Genomic DNA, 26,849 nt, shown 5'->3' with positions numbered 1-26,849 from the left:
TTTGTTCCCAGCGCTTTGAATAAGCGTAACTGTACCGAAAAAAACGGGCTTTATAAAGTTTTTGTGTCGATGCATTTAAAGTGCAAAACGCGGCGAGAGTTGATAAAATTTATCGTTTAACCCATTCCATATGACCAGGCCTGGTAAAAAACGGGTCGGGTGTGCAGCAAAACAGCTTTTTTAGGAGAGAACGTGCATGTTTGAACCAACCATGACCATTGCCGGCTATGACGACGAATTGGCTACGGCCATGCAAGCCGAAGCGACTCGGCAGGAAGATCACATTGAACTGATCGCCTCGGAGAACTACACCAGTCCCCGGGTCATGGAAGCGCAGGGTTCCGTGCTGACCAACAAATACGCCGAAGGCTACCCTTTCAAGCGTTATTACGGCGGCTGTGAACATGTGGATGTGGTGGAGCAGCTGGCGATTGATCGGGCCAAGGAACTGTTCGGCGCCGATTACGCCAACGTGCAGCCGCATTCGGGCTCCCAGGCGAATGCCCCGGTCTACATGGCGTTGATGAAACCAGGCGAAACCGTGCTGGGCATGAGCCTGGCGCATGGCGGGCATTTGACCCACGGCGCCCACGTCAACTTTTCCGGCAAAATCTACAAGGCCGTACAGTATGGCTTGAACCCGGAAACCGGCGAAATCGATTACGACGAAGTGGCCAGACTGGCGCGTGAACACCAGCCCAAAATGATTGTGGCCGGTTTTTCGGCCTATTCCCAGGTGGTGGATTGGGGCAGGTTCCGTGAAATCGCCGACGAAGTCGGGGCTTATCTGCTGGTGGACATGGCGCATGTGGCCGGTCTGGTGGCAGCAGGCATCTACCCCAATCCGGTGCCTTATGCCGACGTGGTGACCACCACCACTCACAAAACCTTGCGCGGTCCGCGCAGTGGTTTGATTCTGGCCAAGTCCAACCCGGAGCTGGAAAAGAAACTCAATTCAGCGATTTTTCCCGGCCAGCAGGGCGGACCGCTGATGCATGTGATTGCGGCCAAGGCGGTGGCCTTCAAAGAGGCGATGGAACCGGAATTCAAAACCTACGCCGAGAACGTGGTCAAAAACGCCAAAGCCATGGCCAAAGTGTTTATGGAGCGCGGTTACGATGTGGTCTCCAAAGGCACGGAAAACCATTTGTTTCTGGTCAGCCTGATCGAACAGGGGCTGACTGGCAAACTGGTCGACGCGGCGCTGGGTGCGGCCCACATTACCATTAATAAAAATTCCGTGCCCAATGACCCCAAGTCGCCATTTGTGACCAGCGGCATCCGGGTGGGCACCGCTGCCTCTACCACGCGTGGCTTCACCGAGGCCGATTCCACCGATCTGGCGCACTGGATGTGCGACGTGATTGCGGCCTGCGATCAGGAAAATGAAACCTGGGATGAGGCCGTGGTGGCGCAAGTGCGAGAAAAAGTGACCGCTTTGTGTGCCCAGCGCCCGGTATACCGCCAGGCTTAATTCCGAACTTTACGAAGGCTTTTCATGCATTGTCCGTTTTGCAACGCGCCAGAGACCAAAGTGATTGACTCGCGCCTGGCCACAGAGGGCGCACAGGTACGTCGTCGGCGTGCCTGTCTGACCTGCGAGGAACGCTTTACCACCTATGAAACGGCGGAAATGAGTTTGCCGCGTGTGGTCAAGTCGGACGGCAATCGCGAACGCTTTGATGAAGCCAAGATTCGCCGCGGTTTGATCAAGGCGCTGGAAAAACGGCCCGTGGCCAGCGATGCCATCGATCAGGTGGTCAATCGCATTGAAAAAGCCCTGACGGCGGAAGGGGTGCGCGAAGTCCCGTCCTCCCAAGTCGGAGAAATGCTGATGGACGCTTTGCGTGAGCTGGATCAGGTCGCGTATGTCCGTTTTGCCTCGGTTTACCGCTCTTTTCAGGATGTGAACGCGTTTCGGGAAGAAGTGGAAAAACTCGTCAGCGCCACGCAATCGCAATAATGATCATGCCGTTTGACGCCGACCCGACCTTTTCCGATCTGGATTATCAGATGATGCATCAGGCCCTGGGTCTGGCGGAAAAGGGGCGTTACACGGCCTTGCCCAATCCGGCCGTCGGCTGCGTATTGGCGCGCGAAGACCGGGTCATCGCTCAGGGCTGGCATGCCAAAGCCGGTGACCCGCATGCGGAAGCCATGGCGCTGGCGGAAGCCACCGAATCGGTGAAAGGGGCCACGGCGTATGTCACCCTGGAACCCTGCTCGCATTATGGTCGTACGCCGCCTTGCGCCAATGCGTTGGTGGAAGCCGGGGTCGGGCGCGTGGTGGTGGCCATGCAGGACCCCAATCCTCAGGTCTCGGGCCAGGGCATTGCGCTCCTCCGAAAGGCGGGGATTGAGGTGTCGGTCGGGCTGTTGCAGGATCGGGCTGAAGCTCTGAATCAGACGTTTTTCTTTGCGATGCGTCGTCAGCGCCCGTTTGTGCGATCCAAGATTGCCATGAGTCTGGACGGCAAAACCGCCATGGCCTCCGGTGAAAGTCGCTGGATCACCGGTGACGCTTCCCGTCATCAGGTGCATCGTCTGCGCGCACAACATCAGGCGTTGCTCACAGGGATCGAAACGGTGCTGGCAGACGACCCTTCCATGAATGTGCGCCTGCCCGCTGCGGATTTGGCCGAATTGGGATGGCAGGCGCCCGGTTTTGCACCGGAAGACGCCAATCCAATGCGGGTGGTAGTGGATTCCAGCTTGCGGATGCCGCTTCAGGCTCGCATGTTGTCGCTGCCGGGGCGCACATTGGTGGCGACCACACAATCGACCTATGACGCCCAGTCTGATAAAGTGGCCTTGCTGGAAAAAGCCGGGGCACAGGTGGTGGCGCTGCCAACCTGCCAGTCTGACACAGCAGAACGCGTGGATCTGGAGGCGCTGTTGGCCTGTCTGCACGAAACCTGGGCCATCCGTTCCCTGATGGTGGAAGCCGGGGCCAGACTCAATGGCGCTCTGGTTCAACTGGGGCGAATGGACGAATGCCACCTGTTTATTGCGCCCCGAATGTTGGGCTCGGAGGCCCGGGGCATGGTGTTTTTACCAGGCCTGGTAAATATGTCAGATCGGTACGAATTTGAATGGCAGTCGATGCAACCCTGCGGGGCCGATATGTATGGGGTCGTAGTCCCGGATTTAGAGCAGGAGTAGGTTATGTTTACGGGCATTATTGCCGCCAGGGGACGAATCGAACGAATTGAACCGCGCCAGGGCGATGCGCGCCTGAGCATTCACACCGGTCAATTGCCGATGGCGGATGTGAGCCTGGGCGACAGCATTGCCTGCAATGGTGTCTGCCTGACCGCGGTTGAGCTGGGGCCGGATTTTTATGTGGCCGATGTGTCGGCCGAAAGTCTGACGGTCACGACCCTGGGCCAATTAAAGGTGGGGGCATCGGTCAATCTGGAAAAAGCTTTGCGAGTGGATGACCGGCTGGGCGGGCATCTGGTCAGCGGACATGTGGATGGCGTGGGCGAAGTCGTTGCCATCCGGCAGGAGGCCCGTTCCTGGCGTTATCAGATCAAAGCGCCACAGGCTTTGGCCAAATACATTGCTGCCAAAGGGTCCATCTGCATGGACGGCATCAGCCTGACGGTCAATCATGTGAATGGTGCGGTGTTTGATGTGAACATTGTGCCCCACACACGCAGCGAAACCACCATTGAAACCTTTTCCGTGGGCACGCAGGTCAATCTTGAGGTTGATCTGCTGGCACGTTATATTGAACGCTTATTGACGGTCGGGCAAGCGGACAGCGACTCGTCTAAGGCGTCCCCCATTACCACCGAACTGCTGGCCAAATCCGGCTTTATCTAAACAGGACAGGCATGGAACTTAATAGTGTAAAAGAGCTGATTGACGATTATCAGCAAGGCAAAATGGTCATTCTGATGGATGACGAAGACCGTGAAAACGAAGGCGATCTGATGATGCCTGCCAGCGCGGTCACGCCCGAGGCGATCAATTTCATGGCCCGATATGGGCGCGGTCTGATCTGTCTGACTCTGACGCGAGAGCGCTGTCAGCAGTTGCATTTGCCGTTGATGACCCGTCAGAACCAGGATTCGCTCGGTACCAATTTCACTGTTTCGATCGAGGCGGCGACGGGCGTGACCACTGGCATTTCTGCGGCCGACCGGGCCAAAACCATTCAGGCTGCGATTCAGCCAAACGCCGTGCCCACCGACATTGTGACCCCGGGTCATGTGTTTCCGTTGATGGCCCGGTCCGGTGGCGTGCTGGAACGTGCCGGTCACACCGAAGCTGGTTGCGATCTGGCAAAGCTGGCTGGCATGGAGCCGTCCTCGGTGATTGTCGAGATCATGAACGAAGACGGGACCATGGCGCGTCGCGACGATCTGGAAGCCTTTGCGCGGGAACACGGCATCAAGCTTGGGACGGTGGCGGAACTGATTGAATATCGCCTCAAAAACGAACAGACGGTGGAGCGGGTATCGGAGTGTGCCTTTCCGACCCGTTATGGCGATTTTCGTTTGGTCGGCTATGAAGACATTGTGGATCACCGCGCGCACCTGGCACTGGTGCATGGAACGCCCAAAGCCGAGGTGCCGACGCTGATACGGGTGCACATGATGGACACGCTTTGTGATCTGTTTGATGCCCAGCGTGATGAATGCGGTTGGTCTTTGGGTCAGGCTATGCAGCAGGTAGTCAAGGCCGGATGCGGGGTGATCGTGGTGCTGCGCAAACACGAAGAGGGCAGTGAGTTGCTGGATAAAATCCAGCAGTATCAGATGCTGGATCGCGGTATTCAGCCGCCGGAATCCGGCGGTGAGGACGATGCCAAAACCTATGGCCTGGGGGCGCAGATTCTGTGCGACCTGGGGCTGCAAAAACTGAATGTGATCGGGTCGCCCTGGCGTATGAATGCCTTGAGCGGTTTTGGTCTGGAAATTGTGGAATATGTCGAAAAACAAGGGTAGGCAGACAGATGAAAACCATTGAAGGAAATTTGACCGCTCAAGGTCTGAAGATCGGATTGGTCGTTGGCCGTTTTAACAGTTTTGTGGTCGAAAGCCTGGTGAAAGGCGCAGTCGACACCATTGTGCGTCATGGCGGCAGTGAAGAAAACATTGAACAGGTCTGGGTGCCCGGCGCATTTGAAATCCCGGTAATCGCCCAGAAAATGGCCCAGTCCGGGCGTTTCGATGCTGTGGTGGCGCTGGGTGCGGTGATTCGTGGTGGCACCCCGCATTTTGATTATGTTGCCGGCGAGTGCGTCAAAGGCATCGGCCAGGTCGCATTGCAGACGGGTGTTCCTGTGTCGTTCGGAGTGCTGACAGTCGATACCATTGAACAGGCCATCGAGCGGGCTGGCACCAAGGCGGGCAATAAGGGCGAAGAGTGTACCCTCGCGGCCATTGAAACCGTCAATGTGCTCAAGCAGTTGGAAGGCGCATGAACGCGAATCAGTTCAAGCCCGGCCAGGGCGAAGAGATTGTGACCGAAGAAGTGCCGGCAAGTCAGCGTACTCAGACACGCCGCGCTCTGATTCAGGCTCTGTATCAGTGGTTGGTCAATGAGACCGACACTCAGGCCCTGATCAACCAGTTTGTGGTGGACGGTCGACTGGAAGGCTGCGACACCAAGATGTTTCGCGAAATGCTCAACGGTGTCGCTGGTGAGGCACAAGAGCTTGATCAGGCCTATGAGGTTTATCTGGATCGGGCGGCCAGCCGGATTGATCCGGTTGAACGAACCATTCTTCGTTTGGGGGCCTACGAAATGCAGACTCAGGCGCAGACGCCTTATCAGGTGGTGATCAACGAAGCCGTGGAACTGGCCAAGCGTTTTGGTGCAGAAGACAGCCACAAATACATCAATGGCGTTCTGGACAAAGTGGCGCAAGACCTGCGTCAGCTCGAAAAAAACCTCCACGCACAAAAAAACCACGACTGAGTCCATCTCATGCCGGCCGAATTCGATCTGATCGAGCGTTATTTTCAGCCGCTCAGCCATATCGGCACCACACCTCTGGTTGGCATTGGTGACGATGGTGCGGTTCTCGCATCCGAACCCGGTCAGGATTGGGTGGTGGTGACCGATACCCTGATCGAAGGCGTGCATTTCCCGGTTGACACCCGTCCTGAGGCCATTGCCTGGAAAGCGCTGGCGGTCAATTTGAGCGATCTGGCCGCTATGGGAGCCACTCCCGTGGCCTTTTCTCTGGCTTTGACCCTGCCGGATAACAAAAATCACCAGGCCTGGTTGGCGCGTTTTGCCCTTGGGCTGACGCGTCTGGCCAGGCGTTTTCAAATTCCCTTGATCGGCGGCGATACCACGCGCCATCACACGCTGGTGTTGACGGTGACGGCGCATGGACAGGTGCCTGCCGGGCAGGCACTGCGTCGTAGCGGGGCCGCTATTGACGATCTATTGGCGGTCACGGGTGTCATCGGTGATGGCGGGTTGGGGTTGGCCTCCAAATCCGGTCAGTTGCCGGGGCGGCGGGCGATGTCCGCTGAACTGAAGTTAAATCGGCCCATGCCCAGGGTATCGTTCGGCAGTCGTATTCTGGGGCTGGCTTCGGCAGCCATCGATGTGTCGGATGGGTTTTTGGCCGACCTGATGCATTTGACTCAGGCATCCCGTCTCGGAGCCGAGATCCAATGTGAAAGCTTGCCATTTTCAAAGGCCGTGAAAGCGAGGTTTGATGGCACGGATATAGACTGGCTGACACCGTTAACGGCCGGCGATGACTATGAGTTGATTGTGGCCTTTCCAGCGCAAAAGCTGGCGGCAATGCAGCAGGCGAGTGTGGCAACGCAAACGCCTTTTCAGGTCATCGGCAAACTGGTCGCCGGTGAGCAGGTCGTGCTGAACAAAGATGAGAAAGAATGGAAACGTTTTGGGCCGACGGATGTGTCGGCCGGATATCAACATTTCCACTGATGGAAGAAACGTTTTGAGGGCTTGTCTGTTTTACAGACTGTGTTCGTTCATGATCCTGTGAAGCGCGCGTTCAAGCATTCTTTTCACGTCGGGCGCGAACGCCGCTGGCCAAGGTTTCCAGCGCTTTCAGCGAATCGTCCCAGCCAATGCAGGCATCGGTAATACTCTGACCATACGTCATTGATTGTTCCGGGTGCCAGTCCTGACGTCCTTCGACCAAATGACTTTCCACCATCGCGCCCATAATGTAAGGGCTGCCCCCTGACAGTTGCCGACCAATGTCTTCGGCAACGATCAACTGGCGTTTATGCTGTTTGCTGCTGTTGGCATGACTGCAATCGACCATCAGGCGGTTTTGCACGCCAGCCGACTTCAATTGATCCGCCGCGTCCTTGACGTGCGCCGCTTCATAGTTCGGGCCGTCATTGCCGCCGCGCAGAATCACATGGCAATCCGGGTTGCCGGCGGTGGAGAAAATCGCAGAATGGCCCATTTTGGTCAGCGACAAAAAAATGTGCGGGTTGTTGGCCGCGCGTATGGCGTCCACAGCAATCTTGAAGCCACCATCGGTGCCATTTTTAAAGCCGATCGGACAGGAAAGGCCCGAAGCCAGTTCGCGGTGCCCCTGACTTTCGGTGGTGCGCGCGCCAATGGCCCCCCAGGCGATCAGGTCGGCAATGTATTGCGGTGAAATCAAATCCAGAAATTCGGTGGCACAGGGCATGCCCATGTCATTCAGGTCCACCAGCAGCGACCGGGCCGCTTCCAGTCCCTGGTTGATTTCAAATGAACTGTCAAGCTGGGGGTCATTGATCAACCCTTTCCAGCCCACGGTGGTTCGCGGCTTTTCAAAATACACCCGCATTACCACCAGCAGATCGTCTTTCAATGCGTCGGCCTGGGCTTTGAGTTTGCGAGCATAGTCGCGCGCCGCCTGAGTGTCATGAATCGAGCAAGGCCCAATCACCACCAGCAGACGATCATCTCTGCCATTTAAAATGGCCTGAATGGCCTGACGGGTTTCAAATACAGTTTCAGCGGCCTTTTCCGTGATCGGGAACTGTTCATGCAGTTCCTGCGGTGGGCGCACTTCGGTGATGGCTTTGATTCTGAGATCGTCGGTTGGATGTTGGCTCATGAGACTTTAATAAACGCTTAAAATGATAAAAGGCGTATTATGCCATGTTTGTGGATTTTTGTCTTGAAGGGCAGGGAAAACAGCTCCGATCTCAAGCCGTTTTTCAAAACAACGCCCACTAACTGCAATTACGTCTGGAGAAGCGATTTCGCCCTATGCTATAATTCTTCGCATGAATTTAGCAGCTGTGAAGGATGAAAAGCGAATCGAAGTGCAACATTGCAAATACATTATCGAAGGGTTTACCGAAGAAGGAAAAAAATTCCGTCCCAGTGACTGGATTGACCGGATTGCCTCCATGTATGCTTCATACGGTGCTTCACATCGATTGGTGTTTTCAGATTTGCTGCACCCCGAACTTTACCAGGGAAAAAAGTGCCTGATCATCGACACAGAACTGGAAGTGAAAAATCCAGCCATGTTTGAATATGTGATGAACTTTGCCAAATCCAATAATTTGAAGATGCAGCGGGTCTGCGAAGGCAACGAGCAGAAAATCGGTCGTTAAGTCTTTTTAAGCAGGAAAGCTTAAAATCGGAAAGCGTCAGGCGCATTTGCTCTTGAGGTTCCCTTAAAGACCTCGCGTAGTGCTCAGTGTTCCATCAAATCAACCAGGCCTGGTTGATATTGCGTCACTTCTTCTAAGTTTTTTATGAAACCCCAAAAAATTATCAAAAACCCCTTGCGTTCCAAGTCAGAACGGCTAGAATACGCCACCTGCTCAGCGAGTGAGCCAGGCAGGCCGGACAAGGCGCAGAGAACCAAGTTGAATAAACGGTTTTAACGCGCACGTTCTGGTCTGAGAAGAGATGAGAGATGCCAGGGACGAAAGACACAGACCTGAAGCAAAAACATCAAAAAAACTTCAAAAAGTCGCTTGACTGCAACGGCCACTCGCACTAGAATACGCAGCTCTTGAGGGACACGCCAAAGGGCGGGTTGCTTGAGAAGAGAAAGACCCAAGATCTTTAAAAAACAGGTAATTCAGAGACAATTTATGTGGAAACTCCCTAAGGTGAGTGACCCGCATAAATTGCTCGAGACGAAGTATATGTTAATGCATTTACTCGTCAATTCCGAGCGTTTTACAGAGCACGGCGAGCTCACTAAAAAACGTCGAATCATGATTAAACTGAAGAGTTTGATCCTGGCTCAGAATGAACGCTGGCGGCAGGCCTAACACATGCAAGTCGGACGGAAACGACAAGAACAAACCCTTCGGGGGGCGATCTTGGGCGTCGAGTGGCGGACGGGTGAGTAACGCGTGGGAATCTGCCCTTTAGTCGGGGACAACCTGTGGAAACGCAGGCTAATACCGGATGTGCTCTACGGAGTAAAGGTGCCCTCTACTTGTAAGGTATCGCTAAAGGATGAGCCCACGTTAGATTAGCTGGTTGGTAGGGTAAAGGCCTACCAAGGCGACGATCTATAGCTGGTTTGAGAGGATGATCAGCCACACTGGGACTGAGACACGGCCCAGACTCCTACGGGAGGCAGCAGTGGGGAATATTGCACAATGAGGGAAACCTTGATGCAGCCATGCCGCGTGTGTGAAGAAGGCCCGAGGGTTGTAAAGCACTTTCAGTGGTGAAGAAAGGTATTTGATTAATAATCAAGTACTGTGACATTAGCCACAGAAGAAGCACCGGCTAACTCTGTGCCAGCAGCCGCGGTAATACAGAGGGTGCAAGCGTTATTCGGAATTACTGGGCGTAAAGCGCGCGTAGGCGGACTGTTAAGTCGGTTGTGAAAGCCCTGGGCTCAACCTAGGAATTGCATCCGATACTGGCAGTCTAGAGTTTAAGAGAGGCAAGGGGAATTCCAGGTGTAGCAGTGAAATGCGTAGATATCTGGAGGAACATCAGTGGCGAAGGCGCCTTGCTGGCTTAAAACTGACGCTGAGGTGCGAAAGCGTGGGTAGCGAACGGGATTAGATACCCCGGTAGTCCATGCCGTAAACGATGTCAACTAGCTGTTGGTCTTATTAAAAAGATTAGTAGCGCAGCTAACGCGATAAGTTGACCGCCTGGGGAGTACGGTCGCAAGATTAAAACTCAAAGGAATTGACGGGGGCCCGCACAAGCGGTGGAGCATGTGGTTTAATTCGATGCAACGCGAAGAACCTTACCATCCCTTGACATCCTGCGAACTTTCTAGAGATAGATTGGTGCCTTCGGGAACGCAGTGACAGGTGCTGCATGGCTGTCGTCAGCTCGTGTCGTGAGATGTTGGGTTAAGTCCCGCAACGAGCGCAACCCTTATCATTAGTTGCTACCATTTAGTTGAGAACTCTAGTGAGACTGCCGGTGATAAACCGGAGGAAGGCGGGGACGACGTCAAGTCATCATGGCCCTTATGGGATGGGCTACACACGTGCTACAATGGGAGGAGACAAAGAGCAGCCAACTGGCAACAGTGCGCAAATCTCACAAAACCTCTCGTAGTCCGGATTGGAGTCTGCAACTCGACTCCATGAAGTCGGAATCGCTAGTAATCGCGAATCAGAATGTCGCGGTGAATACGTTCCCGGGCCTTGTACACACCGCCCGTCACACCATGGGAGTGGGTTGCTCCAGAAGTGGTTAGTCTAACCTTCGGGAGGACGATCACCACGGAGTGATTCATGACTGGGGTGAAGTCGTAACAAGGTAGCCCTAGCGGAAGCTGGGGCTGGATCACCTCCTTTAAGAGAAAGGGGAACGAGCCTTAGGGTAGTTTTCACATCAATTGTCTCTGGATTACAAAAGCCTCTGACCAAGCGTCAGGGCGCGAAGACCTCGGGTCTGTAGCTCAGTTGGTTAGAGCGCACCCCTGATAAGGGTGAGGTCGGTGGTTCAAATCCACCCAGACCCACCAAATTTTCCGCCATTTGGCTTTTTGAGAACGCTCGTGTGCTTCTAGCACACTTCACAACCTCAAAAAACCAACTGACGAAAAATGCGTTTTTAGCGATCTTGAGTAGAGCATTACTCAAGAGCGAAATAAAGACAGGGGGCTATAGCTCAGCTGGGAGAGCGCCTGCCTTGCACGCAGGAGGTCTGCGGTTCGATCCCGCATAGCTCCACCATTTTACCTGTTAATGTTTTTTTGACTGTTTGATCACGGATCAGGCATTTCAAGAAATGATTAACAGCTAAATTGGTAACAATTTAACTGATGAAACAAGCAAGATCTTTAACAATCTGGAAAAATCTCTTGACCCTATTACCCAATAGGGATCAAGACTAGGTAACAGTATCTTAAAATGTGAAAGCTGTTAGCGGATTTGTTCGAGCTTCGGCCTGAATGGAGACGTTAACAGTCGAGACTCTCAAGATGTCAGCGAAAACCTTAGTCATGTATGGCTCAAAGATGATAACTCGATACAAAAGGCCGAGTTTGATTTGAGTTGTATAGTTAAGTGACTAAGCGTACACGGTGGATGCCTAGGCGGTAGAAGGCGATGAAGGACGTGATAGCCTGCGATAAGCTTCGGCGAGGTGGCAAATAACCTTTGACCCGGAGATTTCCGAATGGGAAAACCCACTCAGTTTACTGAGTATCCTGCTTGCAGGAGGCAAACCCGGAGAACTGAAACATCTAAGTACCCGGAGGAAAAGAAATCAACCGAGATTCCCCAAGTAGCGGCGAGCGAACGGGGATTAGCCCTTAAGCATAGATAAGGTTAGCAAAACCCTCTGGAAAGTGGGACGGTACAGGGTGATAGTCCCGTATGCGAAAACCTTTTTTATGTGAAAACGAGTAGGACGGAACACGTGAAACTCTGTCTGAACATGGGGGGACCACCCTCCAAGGCTAAATACTCTCTACCGACCGATAGTGAACCAGTACCGTGAGGGAAAGGCGAAAAGAACCCCTGAAGGGGAGTGAAATAGAACCTGAAACCGTGTACGTACAAGCAGTAGGAGCCCACTTGTTGGGTGACTGCGTACCTTTTGTATAATGGGTCAGCGACTTACGTTATGTTGCGAGGTTAACCGAATAGGGGAGCCGAAGGGAAACCGAGTCTTAAATGGGCGACTAGTAGCGTGGCGTAGACCCGAAACCGGGCGATCTATCCATGGCCAGGTTGAAGGTGCCGTAACAGGTACTGGAGGACCGAACCCACGTATGTTGAAAAATGCGGGGATGAGTTGTGGATCGGAGTGAAAGGCTAATCAAGCCCGGAGATAGCTGGTTCTCCTCGAAATCTATTTAGGTAGAGCCTCATGTCTCACTGCCGGGGGTAGAGCACTGTTATGGTCTAGCGGGCCGTCAAGGCTTAGCAGCCCATTGCAAACTCCGAATACCGGCAAGTGCAATCATGGGAGACAGACATCGGGTGCTAACGTCCGGTGTCAAGAGGGAAACAACCCAGACCACCAGCTAAGGTCCCTAAACACTGCTCAGTGGGAAAGGATGTGGGAAGGCTCAGACAGTCAGGAGGTTGGCTTAGAAGCAGCCATCCTTTAAAGAAAGCGTAATAGCTCACTGATCGAGTCGGCCTGCGCCGAAGATTTAACGGGGCTAAGCAGTGTACCGAAGCTGTGGACTCTTTTAAGAGTGGTAGAGGAGCGTCGTGTAAGCCTGCGAAGGGGAATTGAGAAGTTTCCTGGAGGTATCACGAGTGCGAATGCTGACATGAGTAGCGATAAAGGGAGTGAAAAGCTCCCTCGCCGAAAGACCAAGGTTTCCTACGCAACGTTAATCGACGTAGGGTTAGTCGACCCCTAAGACGAGGCCGCAAGGCGTAGTCGATGGGAAACAGGTTAATATTCCTGTACTTTTTATTACTGCGATGGAGAGACGGAGAAGGCTAGGCCAGCTTACAGATGGTGTAAGTTTAAGGTGGTAGGCAGAACGCTTAGGCAAATCCGGGCGTTCAATGTCGAGAACCGATGACGAGCTCATTGCGAGTGAAGTGGTTGATGCCATGCTTCCAAGAAAATCTTCTAAGCTTCAGGTAATAGGAAATCGTACCCCAAACCGACACAGGTGGTCAGGATGAGAATTCCAAGGCGCTTGAGAGAACTCGGGTGAAGGAACTAGGCAAAATGACACCGTAACTTCGGGAGAAGGTGTGCCCCTGATGGTGAAGCACTTGCTGCGTAAGCTATTAGGGGTTGCAGAGACCAGGTGGCTGCAACTGTTTACTAAAAACACAGCACTCTGCTAAATCGTAAGATGACGTATAGGGTGTGACGCCTGCCCGGTGCCGGAAGGTTAATTGATGGGGTTAGGACTTGTCCGAAGCTCTTGATCGAAGCCCCGGTAAACGGCGGCCGTAACTATAACGGTCCTAAGGTAGCGAAATTCCTTGTCGGGTAAGTTCCGACCTGCACGAATGGCGTAATGATGGCCACACTGTCTCCACCCGAGACTCAGCGAAATTGAAATCGCAGTTAAGATGCTGCGTACCCGCGGCTAGACGGAAAGACCCCGTGAACCTTTACTACAGCTTTACACTGGACTTTGACCCTACTTGTGCAGGATAGGTGGGAGGCTATGAAACTGCGACGCCAGTCGTAGTGGAGCCACCCTTGAAATACCACCCTGGTAGTGTTGAGGTTCTAACCTCGGTCAGTGAATCCTGATCAGGGACAGTGTATGGTGGGTAGTTTGACTGGGGCGGTCTCCTCCCAAAGCGTAACGGAGGAGCGCGAAGGTACCCTCAGCACGGTCGGACATCGTGCATTGAGCGCAAGAGTAAAAGGGTGCTTGACTGCGAGACAGACACGTCGAGCAGGTGCGAAAGCAGGTTCTAGTGATCCGGTGGTTCTGAGTGGAAGGGCCATCGCTCAACGGATAAAAGGTACTCCGGGGATAACAGGCTGATACCGCCCAAGAGTTCATATCGACGGCGGTGTTTGGCACCTCGATGTCGGCTCATCACATCCTGGGGCTGAAGTCGGTCCCAAGGGTATGGCTGTTCGCCATTTAAAGTGGTACGCGAGCTGGGTTTAGAACGTCGTGAGACAGTTCGGTCCCTATCTGCCGTGGGCGTTGGAGAATTGAGAGGGGCTGCTCCTAGTACGAGAGGACCGGAGTGGACGAACCTCTGGTGTTCGGGTTGTCACGCCAGTGGCATTGCCCGGTAGCTATGTTCGGGAAGGATAACCGCTGAAAGCATCTAAGCGGGAAACCTGCCTCGAGATAAGTTCTCCCTGGGCTTTAAGCCCTCTGAAGGGCCGTTGAAGACGACAACGTTGATAGGCTGGGTGTGGAAGTTCAGTAATGGATGAAGCTAACCAGTACTAATTACCCGTGCGGCTTAACTATACAACTCAAAGAAAACTTGGTCTTTTTAAAGAGACGGTTTTGAGTTGACTGAGGTTAGGCTGACAGCTTGAGAGTCAAAAACAACAGAAAGACTGTTACCGAGTTGAGATTGAAACCAAGAGATTTTTCCAAATTCCGACAACGAGTTGAAAGACTGGTTGTCAGTACCCAATTGCTTGGGGACCATAGCGAGATGGAACCACCTGATCCCATGCCGAACTCAGAAGTGAAACGTCTCAGCGCCGATGGTAGTGTGGGAGGTCCCATGTGAGAGTAGGTCATCCCCAAGCTTATATCATGAACCCGTGAGTGCGAAAGCCTCATGGGTTTTTTTATGTCTGGGAACCGGCCCGTTTCCTTTTTACCAGGCCTGGTGAAAATCACAGCTGACATTTTGGCTTTTCAACAACTTATGCTATTATTTTCCTATAAAGGAAGTGATTTTTATGAGTATCAGTGTCAGCAGTGTCATGTCATCACTGATGCCTTATCCGGGGGCAGGACTGCATTCGTCCCCATTATCTTCCTCTCCTTCCCAATCCATTCCGGTTACAAATGCCGCCCGTTCCGACCAGAGCCCGTCTGAATCATCGGGCAATGCGCCGCGTAATTTACCCAGTCAAGGTTCAGCACAGGTGTCTCGAGGAGCTGAGGCAAATCGTTCGGATTCGGTGGCTCAAAAACCGGATGCCGATGATCGGTCGCAGCAGCAAGTCGAGCAAGTGGTAGCTCAGCTCAAGGCGAGAGACCGGGAAGTCCGCACCCACGAAATGGCGCACGTTGCGGCGGGGGGGCAATATGTGACATCGGGGCCTTCTTACAGCTATCAAACCGGTCCGGACGGACAGCGTTATGCGGTTGGTGGCAGTGTCGGGATTGATACCAGTCCGGTTCGTGATGATCCGGAAGCCACCATTCAAAAGGCGCGACAGGTGATTGCAGCGGCCATGGCGCCGTCTGAACCATCCAGTACCGATCGGCAGGTGGCCAGCCAGGCTTCACAAATGGCGATGCAGGCCAGTGCCGAGTTAGCCTCTGAACGGTCGGAGAGCCGTTCGGAAGACACATCGGACAGCGATGATGCTGATAACCAGGTCAGTGACCGTTCAGTTGAGACCTCGCAAATGAATGTGATTGATGAGCGTGAACAGCCGGATCGCCTGAGCCAGAAAGTGGAACAGGGTACGGAGCGAATGGAAGGCACAATGGCTTCTGAAGCGCGCAATGCGTTTGAGTTGAGAATGATGGATCAGCGTCTGGCTTTGATAGGCTGATCCTGACAGGCGTGATGTGATCTTCAGTTGACCGGGCAGAAGGTCTGCTGCATGGCTTCCAACAGGCTCAGAATCTGAGTATCTCTGACCTTACACAGAATTCGGCTCCCATCCCGGCGGGAAGTGATGATTTCTTTTTCCCTCAGAATATCAATGTGTTGTGAGATGTTGCTTTGAGTGGTTCCCACTTTTGAGACGATGTCCATGACCGGCAATTCACGATCCCCCAATACACACAGGATTTTCAGTCGTAACGGATGGCCCATGGCTTTGAGTGCTTTGGAGGCTTTTTCAATGTTTTCTTCCTTGATCGTGGTGGCATTAATGTCTTCCATGAATGGGGTCTTCCGTATTTTTAAGTGGGGTTGTTTACTTGTCTTGGCGTTTCGGCGTTCAAAATATAAGCGTATTCTAAATAATGGTTTTGATCTTGTCACGCAAACGAATTTTATAACTTGCACAAGGCGTTTTATGTGTCAGACGGCGCTTGGGAATCCCCGTCATTTAGGGCGGGGAGGATGTCAAGTATGGGGCCGTTTCAGTTTCGCATTAAAAAATATAAAGGTTCGTGCTACAATTTAGAAACGTTTCGTTGGGCGTCGGGTAGCAGGCGAACTGACAATGGATTTTAGTGTGGAGACAGGTGTGAAAGAAAGCGGGAAGATCAAATCGACCTGGATGGGGTTAGGCGCATTGTTTGGTCTGATTCTGGCCGTGGGAACAACCGTGATTGCCAAAGAGTCAGAGCCTGTTTCACAGGCAACTCAGACGGTTACTTTGCCTCTTGAAGAGTTGCGGGCTTTTGTGGAAGTGTTTGATCGGGTTTCCAATGCGTATGTGGATCCGGTTGAAAATGAGGAATTGCTGGAAGGGGCCATCAGCGGCATGCTGTCGAACCTTGACCCGCACTCCTCCTATCTGCCTGCCAAAGAATACAAAAAAATGCAGGAGCACACCAAAGGCGAATTCGGTGGCTTGGGCATGGAAGTGGGCATGGAAGATGGGTTTGTCAGAGTCATTGCCCCGATTGATGATACGCCTGCACAGAAAGCTGGCGTCAAAGCCGGTGACTTGATTGTTTCGTTGGATGGTGAGCCGGTCAAGGGCAAAACCCTGACTGAGGCGGTCAAGGTCATGCGTGGCAAGCCGGGCACGACCATTACCATGTCGATTCTCCGTGATGGTGAAGACAAACCGATTGAATTGGAGTTGACCCGCGCGGTAATCCAAGTCAAAAGCGTAAAAGAAAAACTGCTGGAAGACGGCATGGGCTATGTGCGGATCAGTCAATTTCAGTTGCGAACTGGCGAGGACCTGGGAGAATCCATTCGAACCCTGAAAAAGGCCAATGGTGGCGAACTCAATGGCCTGGTGCTGGATTTGCGCAATAACCCCGGCGGTGTTTTGCGGGCCGCAGTGGATGTTTCCGATGCCTTTCTCAAGGGAGAAAAGCGCATTGTCTACACCAAAGGTCGCGTAGAAAACGCGCAAATGTCGTTTGACTCCGCCAATGGCGACATTCTGAATGGAAAGCCAATGGTCGTTCTGATCAATGAAGGATCTGCGTCTGCATCAGAAATTGTCTCGGGTGCGCTTCAGGATCACAAACGGGCCATGATTGTAGGACGCGAGACGTTTGGTAAAGGTTCGGTGCAAACACTGATTCCGTTGAATAACGGTGGTGCAATCAAAGTGACCACGGCGCGTTATTACACGCCATCCGGACGTTCCATCCAGTCCGAAGGCATTGAGCCGGACATCAAAATTGATCAAGTAAAAGTGGAAAAACTCAAAGATACCGGTTTTGGGCGGATCAAAGAGAAGGATTTGTCCGGCCATCTGCTGGGTGAGAATGAAAAAGCGCAATCGGATGAAGCCAGCGATGAAACGTCAGAAGAGAAAGATGAAGAGTCCGATATCATTTCTACGGATTACGAGCTGTATGAAGCGCTGAATCTGCTTAAAGGCATGGTGCTGGCCCGGCAGATGCAATCCGAGTAAAGACCTGGGAGGTTGTATGACCCCTAAAACGGTATTGGTTCCTCTGGCTCAGGGCTGTGAGGAATTGGAAGCGGTGACCATCATCGATCTGCTGACTCGGGCAGGCATGGATGTTGTGTCCGCCAGTTTGGATGCAGAAACCACCATTTATGCCAGCCGGGGTGTGACCTTAGTCGCCCAGACTTCTTTGCAGGAAGTGATGGATCGTCGCTTTGACCTGATTGTGTTGCCTGGCGGCATGCCTGGTGCGGACCGTCTTCGTGATGATGAAACGCTTCGGGCCATGTTGCAACGACAGGTGGAAAAAGACCGCTGGTTGGGTGCGATCTGTGCGGGTCCCAAAGCATTGGTGGCGGCCGGGTTGCTGGATCGCCGTCGTGCCACCAGCTTTCCGGGTGTGATCGACGAGCAACCGGGCAAAGACATGATTTATGAAAATAGTCCGGTCGTTTGCGATGGGAAAATTGTCACTTCCCAAGGACCGGGTACGGCCATGTTGTTCGCCTTGACCCTGATCGAACTGGTTTCAGGGCTTCATGATCGTGAGTTGGTTGAGGCCAAGTTGCAAATTCCCGATGCCTGGCCCACACAATAGACGTTTCGGATGTTGAGTGTTCAGGGGCTCTGCCTTTCTCGCAACGGGCATGACCTGATTTCTTCGCTTTCTTTCTCTCTGCCAGAAGGGCAGATGCTCTGGCTTCAAGGGCCGAATGGCATTGGTAAAAGTTCGGTTCTGGCGTCTTTGAGCGGTGGGTTGCCGGCTGAAAAAGGGCAGGTTGGTTATCCAGGCGTCGAGATTTTGCCGATTGCCATGTTTGCTTCCCATACGGCCTGGCTGGGAGATCAGAACCCGATCAAGCCCGGTTGGACCGTCTGGCAGAATCTGACTTACCTTTCCCGGTTTTATTGTTCACAAACGGTTGATCCGTCAGCCCTGAAAGGGCAGTTGCAGGCACAGAATTTGTGGGCTGAGCGTCATCAATCCGCTGTCTGCCTGTCTTTCGGACAGAAGAAGCGGCTGATGCTCGCGGCTTTTTTATTGAGTCGCCAGCCGGTCTGGTTGCTGGACGAGCCGGCCGTAGGGCTGGACCAAACGGCCCGCCATGCTCTGGCCGGCCACATGCTTGAAGCACTCGATGCTGGCAAGCAGATCATTGTGACGTCGCACGAACCCTTCTGGCAGACTCTGCCCCTTCTGAATCCGCGCTGCATCAAGTTGGATCTTTGTGCCTTTTCCTCGCCTGAAACGGGCATAAGAGAGGCTTTCTGATGCCGTATCTGTATGAGCTTTTCTGGGAAGTCCGCTGGCAGTGGCGATTGCTTATGGCCCAGCCGAAAGCTCTGCTCAATCCCCTGTTGTTTTTCTGTTTGATCACCCTGTTGTTTCCGCTGGCATTGGGGCACGCACCCGATTTGCTCCGTCAGGCTGCGCCCGGCCTGATCTGGGTGGGACTGACCTTGTCGGTGTTTTTGATTCTGCCCAATCTGTTTATGCCGGATTTGCAGGACGGCACCCTACGCTTGTGGGTGGCCTGTCGGCGTCCTTTGTCGGTGTATGTGCTGGCCAAGTGGGTGACCCACTGGGCTTTTTTTGTTCTGCCATTGATCCTGATTGCGCCTTTGCTGGGCGTGTCCCTTTATCTTGACCTTTCTCAAAGTTGGCTTATGATGACACTGCTTGGTTTTGGGAGTTTTGCCATGGTGGGAATTGGAACAATCGGGGTGGCCGTGATGCAGAAAGGGCACTATAACCCTTTTTTGCTGGCGGTTTTGATCCTGCCTTTTTATGTGCCGATTCTGATTTTCGGGGCCGGAAGTTTGCAGCCGTCTTCCGAATCGATGGCGTTTGCCAACGGCCTTTTGTTTTTGGCAGGCCTGGTGATTTTCACCCTTTTTCTGGCGCCCTGGGCGGCCACGCAGATGTTGAAACTGACGGTGGCGCAGTCATGAGTCGGTTCTGGCGGTGGGTGTTGCAATGGGGTCAGCCGGGCGAACTGTATCAGCGCCTGGTGCTACTGCAACCGTGGGTGGCGGTGGCATCGATCACCATGTTGGTTGCAGGCGCTTATGCCGCCTTCTGGCTGGCTCCGGCAGACTATCAGCAGGGCGAGGTGTTTCGGATTCTTTATGTCCATGTCCCTGCGGCCTGGCTGTCTTTGATGATATACGGTTTCATGGTTGCGCTGGCGTTGCTGGTGTTTGTCTGGCAGGTTACGGTTGCGGGTTGGGCATTGAATGCGTTTGCGTGGCTGGGTGCGGGCTATACCCTGATGGCTCTGGTCACCGGGGCCATCTGGGGGCAGCCGACCTGGGGCACATGGTGGGTATGGGACGCACGGCTGACATCGGAACTGGTTTTGCTTTTTATCTATTTGGGCATTGTGCTCGTGTTTGATGCGCTGTCTGATTCAAAAGCGGCGGCCCGTATGGCAGCGATTCTCACTCTGGTCGGCAGTGTGAATTTGCCGATCATTCATTATTCGGTTATTTGGTGGCACACATTGCATCAGCCACCGAGTATTCGTGGGTTTGATTCGTCTTTGCATGCGAGCATGCTGTACCCGTTGCTGCTGATGGCTCTGGCTTTTTTGCTGGTATTTGTCTGGCAGGCCATATGGATGCTTCGCTGCCGGGTATTACAGGAAGCCAGCCAGACTCCCTGGCTGGCCAGACGTTTGAGAGGTATGGTTGAAAACGGGAAGGATCAGTGATGTGGCAAGGTGAGAACGGTTTTGTGCTGGCGGCGACCGGCATTGCGGTTTTGGTGATGCTGGTTCAGCTTTGGTGGCCCTGGCGCTGTGCCAGCCGTTTGCGTCAACGTCTTGAGGCGGCATCATGCGATTGAGCCGGGTCCGACAAAAGCGCGTGCTCTGGGCGCTGGTGATTGTGTTGGGGGCGGGTCTTGGTGCCTTTATGATGTTGCAGGCCTTGCAGAAAAACGTCATGTACTTTTATTCGGTCAGTGAACTGCACGAGGCCCCGACCCCGCCCCAGAAAACCGTTCGACTGGGCGGCGTGGTAGCGTCGGGGTCGCTTGAGCAGGGAGAAGATTTGGCTGTGACGTTTGCCATGACCGACTATGCGCATTCCATCCGTGTGGTCTATCAAGGTCTGTTACCCAATCTTTTCCGTGAAGGGCAGGGGGTCATTGCCACCGGTTTTCTGGATAAAAACGGGCGGTTTGTGGCCTCCGAGTTGCTGGCCAAACACGATGAAGAATACATGCCACCGGAGGTCGCCGAAAGCCTTCAGGGCAAGGTGACGCCGCCATGACGGTCTGGCTGGGTCAGTCAATGCTTTGGTTGTTGGTCGCGTTGGGGGCGATGACCGCACTTTGGGCCACATTTCGACTGGTTCATTCCCAACATCGGTCTTCCCATTATGAGCGTGTCGAGCGTGATGCGCGTTATTTGAGCGGCCTGCTGCGCCTGATGTTTGTCGGGTTGAGCCTGCTGATGGCGTTGTTGATCTGGGCGTTTTTGAGCGACGATTTTCGCCTGGCTTATGTCGCGCGCCATTCGGCCTTAACCCTGCCGTTTTATTACAAGATTGCGGCGGTCTGGGGCGGTCACGAAGGGTCTTTGTTATTGTGGGTCTGGTTGCTTTCTGCCTGGATCGGGGTCACCACCTTTCATGCGTCCTTGCCCGGAATGCTGCATTTTCGACTTCTGACCATCCAGGCCTGGTTATTGTTTGCATTCGTGTTGTTTCTGGCCGCCACGTCGACCCCTTTTACAGCGGCCGAAACGGTATTGCCGGACGGCCTCGGGTTGAACCCCTTGCTCCAGGACTGGGCACTGGCTTTGCACCCACCCATGCTCTATATGGGTTACGTCGGTGTGGTGCCGGCGTTTGCCCTGGTGATGGCCATGTTGTGGCATCGGGATGAAACCGGGACCAATCTTCGCTGGAGTCAGCCCTATCTGCAGGTTGCCTGGGTTTTTCTGACGCTGGGGATTGCGCTCGGCAGCTTCTGGGCCTATTACGAACTGGGCTGGGGCGGCTGGTGGTTCTGGGACCCTGTAGAAAATGCTTCTCTTCTGCCCTGGCTGGTTCTGACTGCGGCACTGCACACAACGCCCATTGCCAGTCGTCAACCGCGGATGCTGGGCTTTGCGATGTTTCTGGTGATTGTTGTGTTTGTCTTGACTCTGTTGGGCGCCTTTCTGGTGCGTTCGGGGATTCTGTCTTCGGTGCATGCGTTTGCGGTGGACCCAACGCGCGGGCGGATGCTTTTGTTGTTTACCCTTTGGGTGGCGGCACTGGCTTTTCTGATGCTGGGGTTACGGCGGTCACGTGCGCAATCGGGCATCGGGATTGCGTTCCTGAGCCGGGAAACCCTGGTGTTTTTTGCTTCATTGCTGTTTCTGGTGATGATGTTGACGGTCTTGCTGGGCACGCTTTACCCCATTGTGATCCGTTCAATGGGCATTTCCGATCTTTCGGTGGGCGCCCCTTATTTCAATCAGGTGATGGCGCCATTAACCTGGGGGTTGGTGGCGTTGATGGGCTTGACCTCGGTGTTATCTTGGCAAAACACTCAGCCTCGGCGCTTGTTGCGACGTTTGACCTGGCAAGTCAGCGGCGCGCTCATCGGGGGAATTTTGTTCTGGTGGGCGCTTCCGGTGCATAGTCCGGACACCCTGGCCGTGTCGTTGATGGCCAGCTGGCTGGTGGCGTCTGTTGTCGTATGGGGGCTGCGTTACCGGGCGGCGACCGCTTCCCGCTCTTTGTCGGATCGACCCAAAACCTTGTCGGGATACCCGATCGGTGCCTGGGTCGCGCACGCCGGTTTTGTTTTGCTGCTCCTGGGCATGGTGCTTTCCACCGTGATGGAGCAAGCGCTGGAAATTCGTCTGCAGCCGGGAGAATCCATGACCATCCACGATCAGACCTTGCTGTTTGAAAAAATCACCGAGCAGCCGGGCGCGAATTATCTGACTCAGCAGGCACACTTCAGACTGAATCCTGGCGAACCCGGTGCCAGGCGTTTAAGGCCTGAAAAACGTACCTATATCGGACAGAAAATGCCGGTAGCGGAGGTGGCCATTCATTCGACGCTGGCGCGGGACCTGTATATTGCGATGGGCGAGAAGCAAGGGAAACAGGCCTGGAGTTTCCGCATTCAGTACACGCCCTGGATTCGGGCCTTGTGGACTGGCGTATTGTTGATGGCTCTGGGCGGGGCGATTGCCTGGGGCCAGAGGCATTGGCGCAAGGCGCAGGCAGGCAGAGAGCTGGGATGAGGGTTCTGGGTTTTTTACCAGGCCTGGTGGCTGTGTGCCTGTTGTCGGTCGGACTGAACAGTCACGTGCAGGCGCAGGTCACCTATCAACAGTTTGAGTCGCCCGAGCAATACGAGCAATACCGTCAGCTGGCGGAACAGTTACGCTGCGTGGTTTGCGCCAACCAATCCATTCTGGCATCCAATGCGCCCGTTGCCGAATCCATGCGCGAAGAGGTGTTTGACCTGTTGGTAAACAGGGAAATGAGCCCCCAGGCGATCCTTGCCAGCATGAAGCAAAGCTATGGCCAGGCCGTGCATTACCGGCCTCCGATGACGGGCGAAACCCGACTTCTGTGGTGGGGCCCCTGGGCCATACTGGTTCTGGCCTTTGTGGCCGGGTTTTTCTGGATTCGACGCCTGTTCAAATCGTGATCTGCTTGCCTGTGTCTCAGCGCGTGGATGAGTGACCACCTTTCCAGCCCTGACAACAAAGGAGTGTTTGGCTGATTTTTGAGTCGGCTTCCATCTTTTTTTGTTCTTTCGCATCCTGCGTCCGGACGAATTCTTTCTCTCGAGATCCTCCAACCAATTGACCTGTATGACAAAAACGCAGAAAACCCCTTCGATGATTGGGTGAATATAAAATCTTCTTATGCGGCATTGGAAAATTTAAGTGGTTTTTCCCACAGCCAGCCTCTACCATGCCTCCATATTTCAACAAACAGAATATGGGTATCATGAAAAAGAAATTTCTGGTTATTGCCGGCGTGTTTGTATTGGGGTTTGCTTCCTATGGCGCCATGAATGTGGTGTTTGACGCCACCAATGAAATGGAATTCTGCACCTCGTGCCACAGTATGAAAATCAACCTCGCCGAGTACAAAGAAACCGCGCATTATCAAAACAAATCCGGTGTTCAGGCAAGCTGCTCGGATTGCCATGTGCCGAAAGAATTTCTGCCCAAGGTCAAGGCCAAAATCATTGCGTCCAAAGACGTGTATCACGAATTTTTAGGCAACTTCGCCGTCAGTGACGAGATCAAAAACGATCCCGAAGCCTATCAGGAACATTACGACGGGGAACGCTGGCGTATGGCCAACATTGTCTGGGACAAGATGCGCGCCAACAATTCGGCGGAATGTCGGAGCTGTCACACGTTTGAGGCCATGGACATTGAAGCACAGTCGCGTTCGGCGCAGCGCCGTCATCCGCGCGCAATCAAGGAAGGGGAAACCTGCATTGATTGCCACAAGGGCGTCGCCCACCATGAACCAATGGAGCCAATGCCAGAACTGGAAGACCTGGATCTGGATGCGCTGACCATGAAAACCGACTGATCAAATGGAACCCCTGAACTGGGGTTTTTTTGTGTCTGTTCGCGTTTTGCGGACAACAGAGTTGTGCATATAAGACCCAAGGGGAACCCGGGTCAGATAAGAATTTGCACGTTTACAACGAGGAGGAACGCTTGATATGAAGCAGAACCAACGCACGTCCCTGAAAAAATGGCTGGGTCTGGTGTTTGCCGGCAGTATGATGATGTCCGGCCACGCCTATGCCCAGTTTGACCGTGCCAGCATGCTGGCTGACAGTTGTGTCGGCTGCCATGGTGTGGATGGCATCAGCAGTGGCCCGGCCATCCCGTCTATTGCGGGTATGTCGGAATATTATTTCAAAGAATCCATGCATGCGTACCGTGACGGCGATCGTCCCAGCACCATCATGGAACGTATTGCCAAAGGCTATACGGACGAAGACATTGAAGCCATGGCCAAGTACTTTTCCAATTTGAATTACGTTCAAATCGAGCAGAAGCACAACAAGAAAGTGGCCAATATCGGTGCCAAACTGCATGACCGTTTCTGCTCCAAGTGCCATGAAGACGCCGGTACCTTGCCAGACGACGATGCCGGTTTCCTGTCAGGTCAAATGAAACCTTATCTGCAATACAGCATGGACGATTTCACCAGTGGTCATCGCGACATGGAGCGCAAAATGAAGCGTGCTCTGGATAAGCTGGACAAAGCCTATGGCGATGACGGCATTACCGCCTTGATTGAATACTATGCCTCAGGTGAAAAGTAAGGAGCGGACCATGACACAGCAAGTAACGAGACGAAATCTGTTAAAAATGTCGGCCGCCGGTATGGCGGGCACAGCCATGTTTGGCTATCAGAAACTGGCGTTTGCCGCCAGTCAGAAGGTGGTCATTGTCGGTGGCGGCGTCGGTGGCGGCACCACGGCAAAGTATCTGAAAAAGCTTAACCCGAAAATGGACGTGACCATTGTCGAGAAAAACAAGCAGTATCACACCTGCTTCATGTCCAATGAGGTGATCGCCGGGGATCGTGACATCAGCACCATTACCTTTGATTACGACGGCCTGAAAAGCCACGGCATCAAAGTGGTGTTTGATGAAGTGACCGACATCGACACTGATGGCAAACAAGTCAAAACCAAAGGTGGAAAGTCTCTGGCCTATGACCGTTGTGTGGTCGCGCCCGGGGTGCAGTTCGATTTTGATTCCATTGAAGGTTATGACGCCGAGGTGGCCAAATCGATCCCGCATGCCTGGAAGGCGGGTCCCCAGACGGCGGAATTGCACAAGCAGCTGCAAAACATGAAAGACGGCGGTATCGTGGTGATTGCGCCACCGCCAAACCCTTTCCGTTGTCCTCCAGGGCCTTATGAGCGTGCCTCGCTGATCGCGAAGTACCTCAAGGAAAACAAGCCCAATTCAAAAGTGGTGATTTTGGATCCCAAGCCAAAATTCTCCAAAATGGGTCTGTTTGAAGAAGCCTGGGAACGTCACTATGGGTACAAAACCGATAACGCCATGATCGAATGGTATGGCAGTGACGGTGTGGTCAAAGTGGATACGGCTTCCAAAACCGTGACCACCGCCAGCGGCAAAACCGTTCAGGGCGATGTGTTGAACATCATTCCTGCCCAGAAAGCCGGGAACATTGCGTTCAAAGCCGGGTTGACCGATGGCAACTGGTGTCCGATTGATGGCAAGACATTTGCCTCGACCGTCAAAAAAGACGTGTTTGTGGTCGGCGATTCGTCCATTGCCTCGCCTCTGCCAAAATCCGGTTATGCGGCCAACTCCGAAGCCAAAGTTTGTGCCATGGGCGTTTACGCCTCGCTGACTGGCAAGGAAATGGTGGAGCCTTCCTGGGTGAATACCTGTTACTCCATCGTTGGCAAGGACGAAGCCATTTCAGTGGCCATGGTCTACAAGTATGAAAACGGTGCCATCGCCAAGGTGGCCGGTTCAGGTGGGTTGACGCCCGGTAAGTTGAACAAGGAAATGCGCAAACGCGAAGTGCAGTACGCCTATTCCTGGTTCAATAACATTACCGCAGACATTTTTTCCTGATCTGCGTTGATCAACGGCTCACTTGAGTCGTGATCGATCTTTGTGCCCCGTTCTTTGCAGCGGGGTTTTTTTATGCCCGCATAAAAATTATCTAATGCAAGCTGGAGTAGGCTTCGGTACGATCAAAAACATGAATACGTCGTTGAAAATTGTCTTCAGGGATCGATTGGCATGGTCACGCCGATGGCTGATTGCTTTGCTGTGCCTGACATTTGCTGCAACGACCAGTGCCGATTTGAAGATGGCGTCCGACTCGGAGGCTTCTGTGAAACAGACGGCCATGGAGCAGACCACCGAGTGCGCGGCGCATCATGCTCCCAACGATTCGGCGGCACGCTCAAACCAATCGCACGCGACCCACTCACAGGATTGCAACGACTGTTTTTCCGATACCTGTCAGTGTGGCCCTGGTTGCCTGATGATGGGCCAACTCTTTCTTCTTAACACCAAACCGACATCGGTCACGGCTTGGACGGCGTCACCTTCGCCTGTCGAAGCCGTGGCTTCCTTGCATCAGCGAGCGCTTGAGCGCCTGCTGCGTCCCCCGCGTTTTTCTGCCTGATTTCATTCGGGTCACCTGACCCACTCTGATTTCCCAATTCATCGATAACCGAAAGGTTCGGGCAATGATCGCTCGTACGCTTT

25 protein-coding genes, 2 tRNA genes and 3 rRNA genes are annotated in these 26,849 nt (G+C 53.5%); 28 read left to right on the top strand and 2 right to left on the bottom strand.

All coding sequences use genetic code 11. The features are described from left to right. Window positions 1-196: 196 nt before the first annotated feature. From glyA to thiL, 8 genes are read left to right on the top strand one after another with little or no spacing between them, the layout of a single operon-like run. Complete coding sequence (glyA, locus tag A377_RS0101085; protein ID WP_019894223.1) at window positions 197-1,474, top strand: serine hydroxymethyltransferase; 1,278 nt, start codon at window positions 197-199, stop codon at window positions 1,472-1,474. A gap of 24 nt (window positions 1,475-1,498) precedes the next feature. Further along, complete coding sequence (gene nrdR, locus A377_RS0101080) at window positions 1,499-1,963, top strand: transcriptional regulator NrdR (RefSeq protein WP_019894222.1); 465 nt, start codon at window positions 1,499-1,501, stop codon at window positions 1,961-1,963. After that, window positions 1,963-3,162, top strand: coding sequence for a bifunctional diaminohydroxyphosphoribosylaminopyrimidine deaminase/5-amino-6-(5-phosphoribosylamino)uracil reductase RibD (gene ribD, locus A377_RS0101075; RefSeq protein WP_019894221.1), 1,200 nt, complete (start codon window positions 1,963-1,965; stop codon window positions 3,160-3,162). The genes nrdR and ribD overlap by 1 nt, the downstream gene beginning before the upstream one ends. A 3-nt stretch (window positions 3,163-3,165) precedes the next feature. Then, on the top strand, window positions 3,166-3,828 hold the full coding sequence (locus A377_RS0101070; protein ID WP_019894220.1) for a riboflavin synthase: 663 nt from the start codon (window positions 3,166-3,168) through the stop codon (window positions 3,826-3,828). An 11-nt stretch (window positions 3,829-3,839) separates the two neighbouring features. Continuing rightward, window positions 3,840-4,955, top strand: coding sequence for a bifunctional 3,4-dihydroxy-2-butanone-4-phosphate synthase/GTP cyclohydrolase II (gene ribBA, locus A377_RS0101065; RefSeq protein ID WP_019894219.1), 1,116 nt, complete (start codon window positions 3,840-3,842; stop codon window positions 4,953-4,955). A gap of 8 nt (window positions 4,956-4,963) precedes the next feature. Then, window positions 4,964-5,434 carry a 6,7-dimethyl-8-ribityllumazine synthase gene (gene ribH, locus A377_RS0101060; RefSeq protein ID WP_019894218.1) on the top strand — a complete coding sequence of 157 codons (471 nt, stop codon included), beginning with the start codon at window positions 4,964-4,966 and terminating at the stop codon, window positions 5,432-5,434. Then, window positions 5,431-5,931, top strand: coding sequence for a transcription antitermination factor NusB (gene nusB, locus A377_RS0101055; RefSeq protein WP_019894217.1), 501 nt, complete (start codon window positions 5,431-5,433; stop codon window positions 5,929-5,931). The genes ribH and nusB overlap by 4 nt, the downstream gene beginning before the upstream one ends. A 9-nt stretch (window positions 5,932-5,940) precedes the next feature. Beyond that, window positions 5,941-6,924: a thiamine-phosphate kinase gene (thiL, locus tag A377_RS0101050; protein WP_019894216.1), complete on the top strand. Its 984-nt coding sequence runs from the start codon at window positions 5,941-5,943 to the stop codon at window positions 6,922-6,924. Between the two features lie 70 nt (window positions 6,925-6,994). Here the strand turns inward: thiL and aroG are convergent, their stop codons facing one another. Next, window positions 6,995-8,062 carry a 3-deoxy-7-phosphoheptulonate synthase AroG gene (aroG, locus tag A377_RS0101045; protein ID WP_019894214.1) on the bottom strand — a complete coding sequence of 356 codons (1,068 nt, stop codon included), beginning with the start codon at window positions 8,060-8,062 and terminating at the stop codon, window positions 6,995-6,997. Between the two features lie 172 nt (window positions 8,063-8,234). Between aroG and A377_RS0101040 the strand changes: the two genes are divergently transcribed. The 7 genes from A377_RS0101040 (at window position 8,235) to A377_RS11560 (ending at window position 15,594) form a co-directional block, all read left to right on the top strand. Beyond that, complete coding sequence (locus A377_RS0101040; RefSeq protein ID WP_019894212.1) at window positions 8,235-8,570, top strand: DUF3579 domain-containing protein; 336 nt, start codon at window positions 8,235-8,237, stop codon at window positions 8,568-8,570. Window positions 8,571-9,191: 621 nt separating this feature from the next. After that, window positions 9,192-10,748 (top strand): 16S ribosomal RNA (locus A377_RS0101035). A 93-nt stretch (window positions 10,749-10,841) separates the two neighbouring features. Then, window positions 10,842-10,918, top strand: a tRNA-Ile gene (locus A377_RS0101030). 135 nt (window positions 10,919-11,053) lie between these two features. Continuing rightward, a tRNA-Ala gene (locus A377_RS0101025) sits at window positions 11,054-11,129 on the top strand. 327 nt (window positions 11,130-11,456) lie between these two features. Then, a 23S ribosomal RNA gene (locus A377_RS0101020) occupies window positions 11,457-14,320 on the top strand. 175 nt (window positions 14,321-14,495) lie between these two features. Beyond that, window positions 14,496-14,610: ribosomal RNA gene (gene rrf, locus A377_RS0101015) — 5S ribosomal RNA — on the top strand. The 16S, 23S and 5S rRNA genes sit together here with 2 tRNA genes alongside, the layout of an rRNA operon. A 345-nt stretch (window positions 14,611-14,955) precedes the next feature. Then, window positions 14,956-15,594 carry a putative metalloprotease CJM1_0395 family protein gene (locus A377_RS11560; protein ID WP_211209278.1) on the top strand — a complete coding sequence of 213 codons (639 nt, stop codon included), beginning with the start codon at window positions 14,956-14,958 and terminating at the stop codon, window positions 15,592-15,594. Between the two features lie 23 nt (window positions 15,595-15,617). Here A377_RS11560 and A377_RS0101005 read toward each other — a convergent pair whose 3' ends face one another. Further along, on the bottom strand, window positions 15,618-15,929 hold the full coding sequence (locus A377_RS0101005; RefSeq protein ID WP_019894210.1) for an ArsR/SmtB family transcription factor: 312 nt from the start codon (window positions 15,927-15,929) through the stop codon (window positions 15,618-15,620). A gap of 286 nt (window positions 15,930-16,215) precedes the next feature. Here A377_RS0101005 and A377_RS0101000 point away from each other — a divergent pair, with 286 nt between their 5' ends. The 13 genes from A377_RS0101000 (at window position 16,216) to A377_RS0100940 (ending at window position 26,766) form a co-directional block, all read left to right on the top strand. Continuing rightward, on the top strand, window positions 16,216-17,595 hold the full coding sequence (locus A377_RS0101000) for a S41 family peptidase (protein ID WP_019894209.1): 1,380 nt from the start codon (window positions 16,216-16,218) through the stop codon (window positions 17,593-17,595). Window positions 17,596-17,611: 16 nt separating this feature from the next. After that, window positions 17,612-18,190: a DJ-1 family glyoxalase III gene (locus A377_RS0100995; RefSeq protein WP_019894208.1), complete on the top strand. Its 579-nt coding sequence runs from the start codon at window positions 17,612-17,614 to the stop codon at window positions 18,188-18,190. Window positions 18,191-18,199: 9 nt separating this feature from the next. Then, entirely contained in the window at window positions 18,200-18,865 is a 666-nt protein-coding gene (gene ccmA, locus A377_RS0100990) for a heme ABC exporter ATP-binding protein CcmA (RefSeq protein WP_019894207.1), read from the top strand. Continuing rightward, the gene (locus A377_RS0100985; protein ID WP_019894205.1) at window positions 18,865-19,545 is read left to right on the top strand and encodes a heme exporter protein CcmB; all 681 of its coding nucleotides are present in this window, start codon (window positions 18,865-18,867) and stop codon (window positions 19,543-19,545) included. The genes ccmA and A377_RS0100985 overlap by 1 nt, the downstream gene beginning before the upstream one ends. After that, window positions 19,542-20,306, top strand: coding sequence for a heme ABC transporter permease CcmC (gene ccmC, locus A377_RS0100980; protein ID WP_019894203.1), 765 nt, complete (start codon window positions 19,542-19,544; stop codon window positions 20,304-20,306). Before A377_RS0100985 ends, ccmC begins: the two co-directional genes overlap by 4 nt. Next, complete coding sequence (locus A377_RS13315) at window positions 20,306-20,440, top strand: hypothetical protein (RefSeq protein WP_019894202.1); 135 nt, start codon at window positions 20,306-20,308, stop codon at window positions 20,438-20,440. The genes ccmC and A377_RS13315 overlap by 1 nt, the downstream gene beginning before the upstream one ends. Next, on the top strand, window positions 20,431-20,868 hold the full coding sequence (ccmE, locus tag A377_RS0100970) for a cytochrome c maturation protein CcmE (RefSeq protein WP_083919049.1): 438 nt from the start codon (window positions 20,431-20,433) through the stop codon (window positions 20,866-20,868). Before A377_RS13315 ends, ccmE begins: the two co-directional genes overlap by 10 nt. Then, window positions 20,865-22,841: a heme lyase CcmF/NrfE family subunit gene (locus tag A377_RS0100965; RefSeq protein ID WP_019894200.1), complete on the top strand. Its 1,977-nt coding sequence runs from the start codon at window positions 20,865-20,867 to the stop codon at window positions 22,839-22,841. The genes ccmE and A377_RS0100965 overlap by 4 nt, the downstream gene beginning before the upstream one ends. Continuing rightward, the gene (locus tag A377_RS11555; protein WP_019894199.1) at window positions 22,838-23,254 is read left to right on the top strand and encodes a cytochrome c-type biogenesis protein; all 417 of its coding nucleotides are present in this window, start codon (window positions 22,838-22,840) and stop codon (window positions 23,252-23,254) included. Before A377_RS0100965 ends, A377_RS11555 begins: the two co-directional genes overlap by 4 nt. 305 nt (window positions 23,255-23,559) lie before the next feature. Then, complete coding sequence (locus A377_RS0100955; RefSeq protein WP_019894198.1) at window positions 23,560-24,159, top strand: NapC/NirT family cytochrome c; 600 nt, start codon at window positions 23,560-23,562, stop codon at window positions 24,157-24,159. A 136-nt stretch (window positions 24,160-24,295) separates the two neighbouring features. Further along, window positions 24,296-24,907: a c-type cytochrome gene (locus tag A377_RS0100950; protein WP_019894197.1), complete on the top strand. Its 612-nt coding sequence runs from the start codon at window positions 24,296-24,298 to the stop codon at window positions 24,905-24,907. Window positions 24,908-24,917: 10 nt separating this feature from the next. Next, entirely contained in the window at window positions 24,918-26,204 is a 1,287-nt protein-coding gene (locus A377_RS0100945) for an NAD(P)/FAD-dependent oxidoreductase (protein ID WP_028485155.1), read from the top strand. Window positions 26,205-26,334: 130 nt separating this feature from the next. Next, window positions 26,335-26,766 (top strand): CopL family metal-binding regulatory protein, encoded by a 432-nt coding sequence (locus A377_RS0100940; RefSeq protein ID WP_019894195.1) that lies wholly within the window; start codon window positions 26,335-26,337, stop codon window positions 26,764-26,766. Window positions 26,767-26,849 lie beyond the last annotated feature (83 nt).

The sequence above is a fragment of the Hydrogenovibrio halophilus DSM 15072 genome (assembly GCF_000384235.1).
GTDB classification, from domain to species: Bacteria; Pseudomonadota; Gammaproteobacteria; order Thiomicrospirales; family Thiomicrospiraceae; genus Hydrogenovibrio; species Hydrogenovibrio halophilus.
This window is presented reverse-complemented; position numbering and strand designations above follow the sequence as displayed.

What these genes read in the sequence shown, in the direction of transcription:
- glyA (WP_019894223.1), top strand. Translation starts at nt 197, where the DNA reads ATGTTTGAACCAACCATGACCATTGCCGGCTATGACGACGAATTGGCT.
- nrdR (WP_019894222.1), top strand. Translation starts at nt 1,499, where the DNA reads ATGCATTGTCCGTTTTGCAACGCGCCAGAGACCAAAGTGATTGACTCG.
- ribD (WP_019894221.1), top strand. Translation starts at nt 1,963, where the DNA reads ATGATCATGCCGTTTGACGCCGACCCGACCTTTTCCGATCTGGATTAT.
- A377_RS0101070 (WP_019894220.1), top strand. Translation starts at nt 3,166, where the DNA reads ATGTTTACGGGCATTATTGCCGCCAGGGGACGAATCGAACGAATTGAA.
- ribBA (WP_019894219.1), top strand. Translation starts at nt 3,840, where the DNA reads ATGGAACTTAATAGTGTAAAAGAGCTGATTGACGATTATCAGCAAGGC.
- ribH (WP_019894218.1), top strand. Translation starts at nt 4,964, where the DNA reads ATGAAAACCATTGAAGGAAATTTGACCGCTCAAGGTCTGAAGATCGGA.
- nusB (WP_019894217.1), top strand. Translation starts at nt 5,431, where the DNA reads ATGAACGCGAATCAGTTCAAGCCCGGCCAGGGCGAAGAGATTGTGACC.
- thiL (WP_019894216.1), top strand. Translation starts at nt 5,941, where the DNA reads ATGCCGGCCGAATTCGATCTGATCGAGCGTTATTTTCAGCCGCTCAGC.
- aroG (WP_019894214.1), bottom strand. Translation starts at nt 8,062, where the DNA reads ATGAGCCAACATCCAACCGACGATCTCAGAATCAAAGCCATCACCGAA.
- A377_RS0101040 (WP_019894212.1), top strand. Translation starts at nt 8,235, where the DNA reads ATGAATTTAGCAGCTGTGAAGGATGAAAAGCGAATCGAAGTGCAACAT.
- A377_RS0101005 (WP_019894210.1), bottom strand. Translation starts at nt 15,929, where the DNA reads ATGGAAGACATTAATGCCACCACGATCAAGGAAGAAAACATTGAAAAA.
- A377_RS0101000 (WP_019894209.1), top strand. Translation starts at nt 16,216, where the DNA reads ATGGATTTTAGTGTGGAGACAGGTGTGAAAGAAAGCGGGAAGATCAAA.
- A377_RS0100995 (WP_019894208.1), top strand. Translation starts at nt 17,612, where the DNA reads ATGACCCCTAAAACGGTATTGGTTCCTCTGGCTCAGGGCTGTGAGGAA.
- ccmA (WP_019894207.1), top strand. Translation starts at nt 18,200, where the DNA reads ATGTTGAGTGTTCAGGGGCTCTGCCTTTCTCGCAACGGGCATGACCTG.
- A377_RS0100985 (WP_019894205.1), top strand. Translation starts at nt 18,865, where the DNA reads ATGCCGTATCTGTATGAGCTTTTCTGGGAAGTCCGCTGGCAGTGGCGA.
- ccmC (WP_019894203.1), top strand. Translation starts at nt 19,542, where the DNA reads ATGAGTCGGTTCTGGCGGTGGGTGTTGCAATGGGGTCAGCCGGGCGAA.
- A377_RS13315 (WP_019894202.1), top strand. Translation starts at nt 20,306, where the DNA reads ATGTGGCAAGGTGAGAACGGTTTTGTGCTGGCGGCGACCGGCATTGCG.
- ccmE (WP_083919049.1), top strand. Translation starts at nt 20,431, where the DNA reads ATGCGATTGAGCCGGGTCCGACAAAAGCGCGTGCTCTGGGCGCTGGTG.
- A377_RS0100965 (WP_019894200.1), top strand. Translation starts at nt 20,865, where the DNA reads ATGACGGTCTGGCTGGGTCAGTCAATGCTTTGGTTGTTGGTCGCGTTG.
- A377_RS11555 (WP_019894199.1), top strand. Translation starts at nt 22,838, where the DNA reads ATGAGGGTTCTGGGTTTTTTACCAGGCCTGGTGGCTGTGTGCCTGTTG.
- A377_RS0100955 (WP_019894198.1), top strand. Translation starts at nt 23,560, where the DNA reads ATGAAAAAGAAATTTCTGGTTATTGCCGGCGTGTTTGTATTGGGGTTT.
- A377_RS0100950 (WP_019894197.1), top strand. Translation starts at nt 24,296, where the DNA reads ATGAAGCAGAACCAACGCACGTCCCTGAAAAAATGGCTGGGTCTGGTG.
- A377_RS0100945 (WP_028485155.1), top strand. Translation starts at nt 24,918, where the DNA reads ATGACACAGCAAGTAACGAGACGAAATCTGTTAAAAATGTCGGCCGCC.
- A377_RS0100940 (WP_019894195.1), top strand. Translation starts at nt 26,335, where the DNA reads ATGAATACGTCGTTGAAAATTGTCTTCAGGGATCGATTGGCATGGTCA.